The 12,648-nt window shown below is 70.5% G+C and carries 12 protein-coding genes; 8 read left to right on the forward strand and 4 right to left on the reverse strand.

The window, feature by feature from the left end; genetic code table 11:
* From ACIQMX_RS28825 to ACIQMX_RS28855, 7 genes are all read left to right on the forward strand, one after another.
* On the forward strand, positions 1-1,390 hold a 1,390-nt coding region (locus tag ACIQMX_RS28825; RefSeq protein WP_402482417.1), incomplete at its 5' end, for a thioesterase domain-containing protein.
* Between the two features lie 114 nt (positions 1,391-1,504).
* Entirely contained in the window at positions 1,505-2,437 is a 933-nt protein-coding gene (locus ACIQMX_RS28830; RefSeq protein WP_402482420.1) for a proline iminopeptidase-family hydrolase, read from the forward strand.
* Positions 2,438-2,599: 162 nt separating this feature from the next.
* Positions 2,600-3,043, forward strand: coding sequence for a cold shock domain-containing protein (locus tag ACIQMX_RS28835; RefSeq protein WP_363078888.1), 444 nt, complete (start codon positions 2,600-2,602; stop codon positions 3,041-3,043).
* A 126-nt stretch (positions 3,044-3,169) separates the two neighbouring features.
* A complete protein-coding gene (locus ACIQMX_RS28840; RefSeq protein ID WP_402482423.1) occupies positions 3,170-3,937 on the forward strand; it encodes an enoyl-CoA hydratase/isomerase family protein in 768 nt (255 codons plus the stop codon).
* A gap of 251 nt (positions 3,938-4,188) precedes the next feature.
* A complete protein-coding gene (locus ACIQMX_RS28845; RefSeq protein WP_363078890.1) occupies positions 4,189-4,704 on the forward strand; it encodes an ATP-binding protein in 516 nt (171 codons plus the stop codon).
* Between the two features lie 374 nt (positions 4,705-5,078).
* Positions 5,079-5,882, forward strand: a complete 804-nt coding sequence (locus ACIQMX_RS28850; RefSeq protein WP_402482425.1) for a polysaccharide deacetylase family protein — start codon at positions 5,079-5,081, stop codon at positions 5,880-5,882.
* Positions 5,882-7,066: a hypothetical protein gene (locus ACIQMX_RS28855; protein WP_402482428.1), complete on the forward strand. Its 1,185-nt coding sequence runs from the start codon at positions 5,882-5,884 to the stop codon at positions 7,064-7,066. The genes ACIQMX_RS28850 and ACIQMX_RS28855 overlap by 1 nt, the downstream gene beginning before the upstream one ends.
* A 216-nt stretch (positions 7,067-7,282) precedes the next feature.
* Here the strand turns inward: ACIQMX_RS28855 and ACIQMX_RS28860 are convergent, their stop codons facing one another.
* On the reverse strand, positions 7,283-7,921 hold the full coding sequence (locus tag ACIQMX_RS28860; protein WP_402482430.1) for a GNAT family N-acetyltransferase: 639 nt from the start codon (positions 7,919-7,921) through the stop codon (positions 7,283-7,285).
* Between the two features lie 143 nt (positions 7,922-8,064).
* Between ACIQMX_RS28860 and ACIQMX_RS28865 the strand changes: the two genes are divergently transcribed.
* Entirely contained in the window at positions 8,065-8,274 is a 210-nt protein-coding gene (locus ACIQMX_RS28865; protein ID WP_363078894.1) for an EF-hand domain-containing protein, read from the forward strand.
* Positions 8,275-8,336: 62 nt separating this feature from the next.
* Here the strand turns inward: ACIQMX_RS28865 and ACIQMX_RS28870 are convergent, their stop codons facing one another.
* The 3 genes from ACIQMX_RS28870 to ACIQMX_RS28880 form a co-directional block, all read right to left on the reverse strand.
* Positions 8,337-8,747 (reverse strand): STAS domain-containing protein, encoded by a 411-nt coding sequence (locus ACIQMX_RS28870; protein WP_363078895.1) that lies wholly within the window; start codon positions 8,745-8,747, stop codon positions 8,337-8,339.
* 672 nt (positions 8,748-9,419) lie between these two features.
* Positions 9,420-10,400, reverse strand: a complete 981-nt coding sequence (locus ACIQMX_RS28875; protein ID WP_402482433.1) for a terpene synthase family protein — start codon at positions 10,398-10,400, stop codon at positions 9,420-9,422.
* Positions 10,401-11,200: 800 nt separating this feature from the next.
* The gene (locus tag ACIQMX_RS28880; RefSeq protein ID WP_402482436.1) at positions 11,201-12,547 is read right to left on the reverse strand and encodes an SGNH/GDSL hydrolase family protein; all 1,347 of its coding nucleotides are present in this window, start codon (positions 12,545-12,547) and stop codon (positions 11,201-11,203) included.
* Between the last annotated feature and the right edge of the window lie 101 nt (positions 12,548-12,648).

The raw sequence follows: 12,648 nt of genomic DNA on the forward strand, positions 1-12,648 counted from the left end.
TCTGGTCCCGTTGCCGGTCGATGTCGCCGCACTGCGTGCCCGTACCGACACCATCCCCGCGCTCCTCCGCGACCTCGCCCCCACCACCAGGCGGCGCAGCACCGTCTCCAGGGCCGACGCGACGTCCCTGCGGCTGCGGTTCGCACAGGCCGATCAGGCCGGGCAGGAGGCGCTCCTCACGACGCTCGTCCTGGAGCGGGCAGCCGCGCTCCTCGGTCACAGCAGTGCGGACGCCCTCGACGCGCAACGGGACTTCCTGGAGGCCGGGTTCGACTCGCTGAGCGCGATGGAACTCCGCAACGCGCTGATGAAGGACACCGGACTGAGGCTGCCTCCCATGGTGGTCTTCGACAGCAAGAGCCCGGCGGAGCTCGCCCGGCTGCTGCGTACGGATCTCCTGGCGGCCGGCCCCCTCGCGACCGGCGACAGCGCCGAACCAGGGGCATCGGCGGGAACATCCGAGGGGCTCGGCGGGAAGCAGAGTGCGACCGGCACGGGTGAGGCCGAGGCCGCCTCGGCCGCCGGGCAGCCGGAGACGCTCCGCGACATGTTCCACGCCGCTGTCGTCTCCGGCCGGGCGGACAAGGGCTTCGCTCTCCTCCAAGCGGCCGCCGACGTGCGGCCGGGCTTCGGCTCGGTGGACGAGATCGACCGGCTCCCCTCAGCAGTCCGTCTCGCGGACGCCCCCGAGGGACCGCATCTCATCTGCCTCAGTACCCCCATGGCCACCGGCGGTGTCCATCAGCACGCGCGTCTGGTGTCCCACTTCGGAGGCCGGCACAAGATATCCGCGCTGCCTGTCCCCGGATTCCTCGCGGGCGAGAGTCTGCCCACGTCCTCCGACGCGGCGGTCCAGGCCCTCGCCCGGAGCGTGCTGGACACGGCCGACGGGAAGCCGTTCGTGCTGCTGGGCTACTCCTCCGGAGGCACACTCGCCTACGCCACCGCCGGTCATCTGGAACGGGAATGCGGTGTGCGCCCGGCGGGCGTCATCCTGCTCGACACGTTCAAGGTGCATGACGGCGGCAGCGACGGCGTGCCCCTCGACGGCCTCGCACTCGGCATGTTCGACAAGGAGGCGGTCTTCGGCCGGTTCGACAGCAGCAGGCTCTCCGCGATGGGCCGCTGGGTGGAGCTGGTCCCGCAACTCCCGCTCAACCCGGTCGAGGCCCCGGTGCTCTTCGTCCAGTGCACCCAGTCCTTCGTCCCGGACGGGGACGACATGTCCCCCGACCTGGTCAGCGGCCGGGCCGAGCCCTGGGAGGCGGCCCACACCCTGCGGACCGTCCGCGCCAACCACTTCACCCTCGTCGAGGACCGCGCCGATCAGACCGCACACGTCATCGACGCATGGCTGGCATCGCAGGAACCGGCGCCCGACGCCGAGTGACCCAGTGCGGCCGAATCAAGGACGGTCCGGACCGAATCGGTCCGGACCGGTCCGAATCGAAGCGATCGAAGCGATCGAACCGAACCGAAGCGAAGCGAAGCGAGGCGAAGTGACGTGACCGTGGCACCCAGCGCCAAGGGAACCCTGCCGTTCGGCGAGCACGAGACGTGGTACCGGGTGACGGGCGACCTCCGCTCCGACCGGCCCACGCTCGTCGTCGTGCACGGAGGACCGGGATCCACCCACGACTATCTGCAGAACCTCTCCGACCTGGCCGACGACGGCTGGTCCGTCGTGCACTACGACCAGATCGGAAACGGCGGGTCGACCCATCTGCCCGACCGGGGAGCGGACTTCTGGACGGTCGACCTGTTCGCCGCCGAGCTCGACAACCTGCTCGCGGGTCTCGGGATCGCCGACAACTACGTACTGTTCGGGCAGTCCTGGGGCGGCATGCTCATCACGCAGCACGCCGCGGCACGTCCGGCCGGTCTGCGCGGGCTCGTCATCGCCAACTCGCCCGCCTCCTATCCGCTCTGGCTCCAGGAGGCCAAGATCCTCCGGGACCAGTTGCCCCCCGGTGTCAACGAAACGCTGCTCCGCCACGAGGCCGCCGGAACCACCGAGACGGACGAGTACCACGCGGCCATGCGCACGTTCTACGAGCGGCACGTCTGCCGTCTCACGCCCTGGCCCCGCGACTACCTGGCCTCGTTCTACGAGGTGTACAACGACCCCACCGTCTACTACGCGATGAACGGCCCCAGCGAGTTCCACGTGAACGGCACGCTGCGCGACTGGTCGGTCATCGACCTCTGCCCCGATGTCGCCGTGCCCACGCTCCTCATATCCGGCCGCCACGACGAAGCCACCCCCGCGACCGTCCAGCCGTTCCAGGACCTCATCCCGGGAGCGCGCTGGGAGGTGTTCGAGGAGTCCAGCCACCTTCCGCACCTCGAAGAACCGGAACACTTCCGTCAGGTCATGCGGACGTTCCTCGACGAGGTGGACCCGCCGGTGCGACAGCCGGACCTCGCCGAAGCGTAGGTCCGGATGCGCCCGGATGCCCCTGGAGAGCCATAACATCTGGGACGCTAGTGGTCAGGTAGTCGCAAGGCGCGTCCGGAGTGGGTGCACGTGGTCCGGGCGGCCCGGAGCGACAGGGGTGTCCCGGACACGGGTCCGGGACTCGTTGAGAGGGTGTTTCCCATGGTCAATGGTCGCGTGGTGCGTTTCGACAGCGCGAAGGGTTACGGGTTCATCGCCCCCGACCACGGGGGTGAGGACGTCTTCCTGCACGTGAACGACCTTCGCATGGCCGAGGAGACGCTCCGGCCCGGCCTGATGGTCGAGTTCGAGATCGAGCAGGGTGACCGGGGTCTGAAGGCGTCCGCGGTGCGCCTGGCCGCAGGCGGCGGCGTCGCGGCCGCGCCGGTGGTGGCGTCCGTCTTTACGCAGCGCTCCGAGCCTCTGAGCAGGCAGGCCGCGGACGGCGACGACGTGTTGTGCGACGTGCTCAACGCCGAGGAGTACGTAAGGGACATCACGGAAGTGCTGCTGGAATCGGCCCCAGGGCTCACCGCGGCGCACATTCTCCAGGTACGCCAGGGGATGCTGCAGTTCGCCAAGAACCACGGCTGGATCGAGGGCTGAACAGGTAGCCGCAGCCCCGGGGCCCGGGGCGAGGGTCCCTGGGCCCCGGGGCTGCTGCCGGCTGTGACGAACCGCACCGGCCCCGGCCCGTCCGGGCCGCTGTTAGCGCCGGTTAACCTGCCTTTCATGACCGTAACCCTCGAAGTAAGCGGCGGCGTCGGCACGATCCGGCTGGACCGTCCTCCGATGAACGCCCTGGACGTCGCCACCCAGGACCGGCTGCGCGAGCTCGCCGAAGAGGCGTCCCGGCGCGACGACGTGCGTGCCGTGGTGCTCTACGGCGGCGAGAAGGTGTTCGCGGCCGGCGCGGACATCAAGGAAATGCAGGCGATGGACCACGCGGCGATGGTCGTACGGTCCAAGGCGCTGCAGGACTCCTTCACCGCGGTGGCCCGGATCCCCAAGCCCGTCGTCGCCGCCGTCACCGGCTACGCGCTCGGCGGCGGTTGTGAGCTGGCCCTCTGCGCGGACTTCCGGATCGCCGGCGACAACGCCAAGCTGGGGCAGCCGGAGATCATGCTCGGACTGATCCCCGGCGCGGGCGGCACCCAGCGCCTCGCCCGGCTGGTGGGCCCCTCCAAGGCCAAGGACCTGATCTTCACCGGCCGTCATGTGAAGGCCGAGGAGGCCCTGGCGATGGGGCTGGTGGACCGGGTGGTGCCCGCCGCCGAGGTGTACGAGCAGGCGCACGCCTGGGCCGCCAAGCTGGCGAAGGGCCCGGCGCTCGCGCTGCGCGCCGCCAAGGAGGCCGTCGACGCGGGACTGGAGACGGACATCGACACCGGCCTCACGATCGAGCGGACCTGGTTCGCCGGCCTCTTCGCCACCGAGGACCGGGAGCGCGGAATGCGCAGTTTTGTGGAAGATGGACCGGGCAAGGCCAAATTCCTCTGACCGAACGCCAGTTGGGAACGGCCGGAAGCGCGTTCATCCGTGTGGGCGGATTAGCTGAGCCTTAAGGCAACCTTAAGGCTCGGCTTCCCCTCGATCCTGGCAAACTCGTTCGGCTCGGGTATCCGCGCAGGTCGGCAGGGGTGTCAGGTGGTGCATTCTGCCAGTGGCATATGCCTGGAGCCGACTGCGGAGGGCCTTATTCCGGGTCGGGGATTCCCGTGGAACGGTCACGGGGTGCCCCTTGTGCAGCCATGATGGTGTCCATGGCGGGCCTGGAGGGTGTGGAGCAGCCGCGACAGCGCAACAGCGCGACAGCGGCACGGAGGATGCCGGCCGTCGAGGACGAACAGGCGTTCAAGGCGCTGGAGTTGTTCGGGAATCCGACGGAGGGGGAAGTCCGGCTGCCCTCCCGCCCGGAGTCCGCGGCCACGGCCCGCAGGATCACGGCCTGCGTGGTGCTGCGCCAGTGGGCGCTCTCCCCGCAGACCGGTGAGCACGCCGTTCTGCTCGTGTCCGAACTCGTCGGGAACGCCGTGCGGCACACCGGCGCCAGGGTCTTCGGTTTACGGATGATGCGCCGTCGCGGCTGGATCAGGATCGAGGTACGCGACCCCTCGCGCGGACTGCCGTGCCTGATGCCCGTTCAGGAGATGGACATCAGCGGTCGCGGGCTCTTCCTCGTCGACAAGCTCTCCGACCGGTGGGGCGTCGACCTCTTGCCGCGCGGCAAGACCACCTGGTTCGAGATGCGGATCTCCGACCGCTGACGCACAGAAGCCCCCGGTCGGCCGGGGTGCGGCGCTGCGGGGGCTGCTGTGTGGGGACCGTGAAATGGGGGGTGTTTTCACGGCCGCATAGGACGACCTGGCCCGGGTCAATGGAGGGTCGTGTCTCCGACTATGGCAGACGGGGAACAGCATGGCCAAAGCCGCAAACTTGGGCACAATATATTTAATCAGGACATTTCTTCGATGAATCGCAGGTGTGCTGAGTCACCCACCTGGCAATCGGTGCGTGCATGGGGGATTGTGTGAGTGATTCATTGATCGGTCGAACGTGGTCGTGCGCATCCGTGTGACCTTCGGCGGCCTTGGTGGGTCATTTGGTATTTTCCTGACACAGCACACTTAATGTTCTGCGCATGAACGCCCCCGACCGCCCGGTGCACCGCCGCAGCGCCCTGCGCGCCGGAGCCGGCGCCGCCCTTGCGGCCGCCCTTGCCGCCGGCTGCGCGGACCCGGACTCCGCCGGTCCGGCGGCGGCATCCCCCACCCGCCCGGAACCGGAGAAACGGCCCTCCACCGGCGCGCACGCCCCCGCGCCCACCCCGCACCGCATCCCCGGGCAGCCCGTACAGATCGACCACGGCCCCCGCGACCGGGCCCGCGTCGCCCTCACCTTCCACGGCCAGGGCGATCCCGCCGTCGCCCGTACCGTCCTCGGCACGGCCGAACGCGCCGGGGCGAGGGTCACCGTGCTCGCCGTGGGCAGCTGGCTGGACGAGCACCCGGGGATGGCCCGCCGGATCCTCGACGGCGGCCACGACCTCGGCAACCACACCCAGCACCACATCGACATCTCGTCAATGGACGAGACACGGGCGTACGCCGAGATCACCGACTGCGCCCAGCGGCTGCGCCGGCTCACCGGCTCCATCGGCACCTGGTTCCGGCCCTCGCGCACCCGCTACGCCACCCCGCTCGTCCAGCGGCTCGCCGCCCGTGCCGGATATCCGCACGTCCTCTCGTACGACGTGGACTCCCTCGACTTCACCTCGCCCGGCGCCACGGCCGTCACGCGCAAGGTGGCCGGAGAGATCCGTAACGGATCGGTGGTGAGCATGCACTTCGGCTATGCGGACACGGTCGCCGCGCTGCCCCTCCTCCTCACCGAACTCGACCGCCGCGGACTGCGCGCGGTGACGACCACGGAGTTGCTGACCTGATGTCTTCCTCCACCACACGCACCGCGGCCCTGCTCGGGGGCGTCCTGCTCGCCGCACTCACCGCCTGCGGCAGCCCCGCGGACAAGGCGGCGTCCGACGGTCCTTCCGAGGCAGCCGCCCCGCCCGCCAAGCCCGTCGCCCCGCCCGCGCCGCCGGGGCTGCCCGGGATGCCGCCCGTGCTCGACGCCAAGAACGTGTACGCCGCCGATGCCCCGGGAAAGCTGTCGCCGGCGGTCAAGGACTTCCCATCCCGCGTGTACGTGCCCAACACCAACTCCGACACCGTGTCGGTCATCGACCCCGCCACGTACAAGGTCATCGAGACGATCCCGGTCGGCCGCCAGCCGCAGCACGTCGTCCCGTCCTGGGACCTCAAGACGCTCTGGGTCAACAACGACGTCGGGGACAGCCTCACTGCCATCGACCCGGCGACCGGGAAGGCGGGGAAGACGGTCGCCGTCTCCGACCCGTACAACCTCTACTTCACACCGAACGGCACGTACTCCATCGTGATGGCCTCGATGGACCGCGAACTGGTCTTCCGTGACGCGCACACCATGAAGACGGCCAAGACCGTGCCCGTGAGCTGCGCCGGCGTCAACCATGCGGACTTCTCCGCGGACGGCCGGTACTTCATCGTCTCCTGCGAGTTCTCCGGCGAACTCCTCAAGGTCGACACGGCGAAGATGGAGGTCGTCGGGCAGCAGAAGCTGCCGTTCAAGGGCGCGATGCCGCAGGACGTCAAACTGTCCCCCGACGGCAGCACCTTCTACATCGCGGACATGATGGCCAACGGCATGTGGGTGCTGGACGGCAAGAAGTTCACCACGCCCGAGCTGCTGCCCACCGGCAAGGGCACCCACGGGCTCTACGTCAGCCGCGACGCGAAGGAGATGTACATCTCCAACCGCGGCGAGGGCTCGGTCTCCGTGTTCGACTTCGCACAGAAGAAGCTGGCCAAGAAGTGGCGCCTGCCCAACGGCGGCAGCCCGGACATGGGCGGGGTCTCGGCGGACGGCAAGGTCCTGTGGCTGTCCGGGCGTTACGACGCCGAGGTGTACGCGATCGACACCACCACCGGCAAGCAGCTGGCCCGGATCCCGGTGGGCAGCGGACCGCACGGCCTCGCCGTCTACCCGCAGCCGGGCCGCTACTCACTCGGCCACACCGGCGTCTTCCGCTGAGGCGGCCGACCGGCGACACGGCCGACGCGACCACCCGCCGCCCGAACACACCCCCCGGCCGGGGCCGGTCCGTGACGGCTCCGTCTCCATGGACCGGCTGACGGCTCGGTCCGCGGCGCCGCCCTCTTTCCGGACCGGCCGAGTCCGTGACGGCTCCGTCTTCCGGACCGGCTGACGGCTCGGTCCGCGACGGCTCCCACTCCCCGCCCCCGGGACTCAGCCCGCGACCAGCAGGGCCTCCGCCCCCACCGGCCGGTAGCCCGCCGCCTGGAACGTCCGGACGCTGCGCGCGTTCCCCGGCGACTGCTGCGCCCACACCACCGGGTCCGGCACCAGCTGCCGGGCCGCGCGTGCCAGACGTTCGCCGAGCCGCCGACCGCGTGCCTCCTCGGCCACCTCGACCGCCGTCTCCCAGCGCCCCGCGACCCCGCGGCCGAGGATCACCACACCGCCCTCGGCCCCCCAGACCCGCACCTCGTCGCGGAACTTCATCGCCCGCGCCACCCGCGGGTGCTCCGGGTCGCGGATCTCCCGCAGGTCGAGGTCCGGGGTGCCCGGCAGCGCGGGCGCGACCGTGAGGAGGTCGATGGTGTTCATGTGCCGTCCGGTCCGGGCCATCAGGGCGCCCAGGAAGCGCGGATTCATCGTCGCGGCGAGCGCGTCGCCGGGGGTGGCCGCGAGGGTGTCGTGCACCCATCCCGGGTCCTCGTCGAGGAAGACCACCGAGTGCGCGGTGAACGCCAGCACTCCCGCGTCCCGTCCGTTCGGCTGCCGCACCACGGTCGTGGACCCGTCCGGCGGCGGGAACCGTCCGTGCGCCGCGGCGTCCAGAATCCGTTCCAGTGCCTCGCTCATCGCGCCGTGTACTCCCCGCTCGGGCCCACCGTCCACCGGGGGGTGGGCGGCCCTTCCATGATCGGCGACCGGCCGCCGCCGGGGCCATCCGTCGGGCCCGTTAATCTGACCTCCGTCAGACAGTCATACGAAGGGGCGGAAAAGTGGCGGACATCGAGTCGGCTCGCAAGGCATTCGAGCGGTACGACCTGAACGGCGACGGGCTGATTTCGGCGGTCGAATACAAGAGCGTCATGGCTCAGCTGGGTGACCCCTACGTCACCGAGACGGTCGCCCAGGCCGTGATCAACTCGCACGACACGAACGGGGACGGGCTCCTCACGTTCGACGAGTTCTGGGCCGCGCAGAACTGACGTCCGCAGGACCCCCGGCCGACAGGCCGGGGGCCGCGCCTCGGGCATTCCGGGGGCCGTGCTCAGGGCACGGCCGGCGCGGCGGTCTCCACCGCGCGGAAGACCTCGTCCGGGGTCGCCAGCGGGCCGAACAGATCGTGCAGCCGGCCGGCCCGCAGCAGGCGCAGGATCCGCGGACAGGCGCAGACGAGCCAGAACCGCCCCTCGCGGTCCAGCGCACGCCGACGGGCCCGGCACAGCAGCGACAGCCCCGAGCAGTCGAGGAAGCTCACCTCCGACAGGTCGACCACCAGCCGGGGCGAGCCGTCCGACGTCGCGTCGTCCAGGGCCGGTGCGATGAGCGCGGCCGTCGCGATGTCGATCTCGTCGCGCAGTGCCACCACCGTGCATCCGTCCCGGCGGTACACCCGGCCGCACGGCTCGGGCAGCAGGGCCGGCACGGGGGCTGCCGTGGGGGCCGGCGTCTCGGTCATCTGATGCCTCTCCGCGCAGCGTCGGGCCTCCAGGACGTACCTGGGGCCCGCGCGACAGCCGGTGGGGGACGGTCGGTGAGGTGACAGTCGGTGAACCTAACCCGGGGGTCCGCCGGATGGCGATGCAGAAACGTTCGCGCTTTCCCCAATGCCTTCTTCCGGGTGAACTTTGGCTGTTCCCATGGAAGGCGGCGGGTGACTCGTATGGTTGTCGGCCGAGAGCCGCAAGCGTGCGGCCGGCGATCCCGTCCTGTGCGCCCGCGCCCGTCCGCCACTGCCCCGAGGGCCCCCGCTCGCGACGGCGGTGAGGTGCTTTCCGGCCGCGACGCGCGGGCCGGCGGGCGCTCCCGCGCCCGCTCCTGGACCTGTTCCCGCGCCCGCTCCTACGCGCCTGCTCCCGCTCCTGGGCCTGTTCCCGCTCCTGGGCGCGACGGCCAGGGGTGGCGGTGCCGGGCCGGCTACGTCCGCCCGGCACCGGGAACCCCCACGGTGCTGCCCGCGGCCTTCTCCGGCGCCGTCGCCGGTGCCGGGGGTGTCGCCGGCGAGTGGTGGCCGGTTCGGGCGCCACGGCTTTCCGGCCGCTGCGAGGCGGCCGGAAAGCCGTGTACCGCGCCGACGGCAATTGGCCAGAACTCGCCGTCGTGAACGTGTACCTGTGTGGCGTGCGTTCCGTCAGGCGGCGAAGTTCCGGGATATGGAGGCCTGTTCGTCGATCTCCATGAGGTCGGGGCGGGTGTAGCGCTCCGCCCGTGCGTGGTAGTCGAAGTCGCCCCGGACGAGCCCCCGGTAGTCCCGGACGCAGCGTTCCAGGGCGATGCGCGGGATTCCCTCGATTCCCGCCGCCTCCATCTCCTCGACCAGTTCGCTCTCCGCCCGCTGGACCCGGTCTGCAATACGGGACAGGAGAATCCCGGCCTCGTCGACGGCTTCCTGGAGTGTGCCGCCGCGGTCCCGCTGGATGAGCCGGACCATGTTGTGCTCGTATCCGAGCATGGCCTCCTTCTCGAAGGAGCAGATGTCGTTGCAGAGTCCCGAATGATCTGCCACCGCATTGCGCAGCGCGATATAGGCGGGAAGGCTTCGGGCGGATTCCGGCAGGTCGATTCCCGCCGTGATCTCGTGCAGATCGAGAAATGGCTGCATGGCCACCGAATCACGACGGTGCTTGACGAAGTCGGCCGTGCTGGGAACGTGCCCGGCGGCCCGGTCGACCGCCTCCGCGTAGTACGTCCACAGCCAGGCGGCCGTGTCGCGGCGGAACTGCCGGACCCAGTGCACAGGCCTGTCCGTACAGGTGCGGACCAGCAGTTCGTCCAGGGCGTGTTCCATGGGGCCGATCGGTGCCCGTGCGCCGTCGAGCACGTCCACGAGGCGGGCGATCGCGCGGGCACACAGCTGCGGATCGCGGCCGGCCGGGCCGTCGTCGAACTCGTCGTCGACGAGAAAGGCCCAGAACAGCCACTGGCAGAAGAGGTCGAGATGCTTCTGTGACGCCTCGGGGAATATCAGGGATATCCATAGTTCCGGACGGGTCCGGATCATCTTCTTGCGGGCCACCGGTGACAGGACGAGGCCGCTGGCCTCCGCCCATTCCCAGGCGGCCTGCCGGGTTTGCTCGACTCCCGGATGACACCCCGCGCTCGCGAATGGCATGTGGAATTCTGGAAGCGCCAGCTTGCTCATGGTGCACCTCGTCTGAACGGTACGAACAGGGAAGGGGGATGCGCGCAGAGGCCGCGCAGCACAGACCGGAGCGGCAGACGGTGAACGCGAGTCGTCGATCGGCGCTTCGACGAAGCCGTGTCACCGTGGGGGTGCCTGTCCGCGTCGGTATCGGGCGGTACGGCCGTGAGACGGCTGCGGCGGCGATGGCCGCAGGAATGGATCAAGGCCGGCGGGGCGGACGGTCGCGACGGGTCACCCGAGGCGCTCTTCGGACACCATGGCCGTGCCGGACGGCCGGATCCCGACGAGGAGGCGTCACGGGAGGGGCGGCTGTCATCGCTGTCCTCTTTCCTCCGCAGGGCCGGGCTGTCGAAGCGGGCTCCACGGGGCCCGGGGCAGCACGCACCGCCTGACGTGCACGGCGATCGCGTCACCACTCGTCACGACCAGTGAACTCCCAGTATGCGGAGGAGGGAAGTCACGTGTGACTGAAAATGTGCGTTCTTCTTGAACACCTGCTCACTTATGGGAAGTTGGCGCACTTCTGGGGGCGCGCTCGGCGTGATGGGGGCGTGGCCGACGGCAACCGATTACTCGGCCGAAAGTGTCCCGCCCCGAGCCTTCCGGATGCGGCCGTCCGGTCCGCCGGGGCCTCGCGCGTGGTCGCATGTGGGGGGTGGGTGCCCGGAACCGGATCTTGGCAGGCGGGCAGGCAGACAGACGGACAGGTAGGCAGACAGACGGCCCGCGCACCCTTCGCGGGTGCGCGGGCCGTCATTGTGTGCCGGTCAGTTGTAGCCGAAGCCCGCCGGGAGCGGAGACGGCCGGAACAGGCGGGCGGGAACGGCGCCTGCCAGCGCCCGGTAGCCCGCGGGGTTCAGATGGAGATGGTCGCCCACGTCCAGCGAAGGGTGCAGCGCGCGGGGGTGGTGGGGATCGCGTGCGGCCCGGTCGAAGTCGATGACCGCGTCGAAGCGGCCACCGGTACGGATCCAGGAGTTGACGGTCTGCCGGGCTTCCTCGCGGTACCCGTCCGCGTCGTCGTAGCCCGTGTTGCCGCCGAAGGGTGTCAGTGTGGCCCCGTACACCCGGATCCCCAGGGCGTGGGCCCGGGTGATGATCTGGTCGTACGCCGCGATGACATCGTGCGCCGCCTGCTTCTGGGCGGCGGGGGTGGCGGGCGCCGTCCCGAGGTCGTTGACGCCCTCGAAGACGATCAGCCGGTCGACGCCGCTCTGGGCCAGTACGTCGCGGTCCAGCCGGGCCAGTCCGTTCGGGCCCAGGCCGTCGTTGAGCAGGCGGTTCCCGCCGGCCGCCTGGTTGACGACCGAGGTCCGTACCGGGCCGGGTCCGGTCGCCAGCCGCTGCTGGAGCACATCCGGCCAGCGGTCGTTCCCGTTGGTGGTGGAGCCCCGGCCGTCCGTCAGCGAGTCGCCGAGCACGGCCGTCGCGGAGGTGTCGCGCCCGGACCAGACCTCGACGCCGCTGAGGAGGTACCAGTGGTCGGTGGTGGTCGCTCCGGGCAGATCCGGGTCCTGGACGTGGTCCCCGGACCGGAGGTAGGAGGTCGTGCGGGAGCCGGGGTGCGAGGTGAGGGCGGTGGACGCCTGACCGGTGGCCAGATAGACCGTGGCCGTCAGATTGGAGCCGGGTTCCAGCCGGAAGTCCAGTGGGTCGGAGACGGCCTGCGCGCCGGCCGGGACCGCCACCGAGGAGCCGCCCCCGAAGGTCACCCTGCGCGTGGTTCCCTCCCGGATGGCGCCGGTGCCCGCCCGGCCGTCCAGCGGCAGCGCCACGGACACCTTGGTGATGGGCAGCGCCGCGCCGCCGAACGCGTTGGAGAACCGCAGCCGGATGTGGTCACCGCCCGCCGAGACGTGGACGGTCTGCCGCAGCGTCGTGTCCGTCAGGACGGCGTCGTCCTGGGTGAAGGGAGCCGGCGGCATGTTGGACGGCTCCGTCAGCTGCGGCATCGACGTCCACGCGGCCACCCAGTGCGCGTTCCGCTCCTCGGGCCCGGGCGCGCGGTCCGCTCCTTTGCCCTCGCCGGCCCCGAGCGCCGGCGAGATGGCGGTCAGGGACGCGAAGAGCGCTCCCGCGGTGATCAGGCTGATCAGTGACGATCTTCGATTCATGGAGGTGTTCCCTCTGTGCGGTGGGGAAACGGGGCTGTGGTGGGGAGAGCGGGATGAAGCGGGAAGCGTCCACGCGCACGGACGGCAACCCGTCCATGCGC

The sequence above is a fragment of the Streptomyces sp. NPDC091416 genome, from assembly GCF_044756845.1.
Taxonomy (GTDB): domain Bacteria; phylum Actinomycetota; class Actinomycetes; order Streptomycetales; family Streptomycetaceae; genus Streptomyces.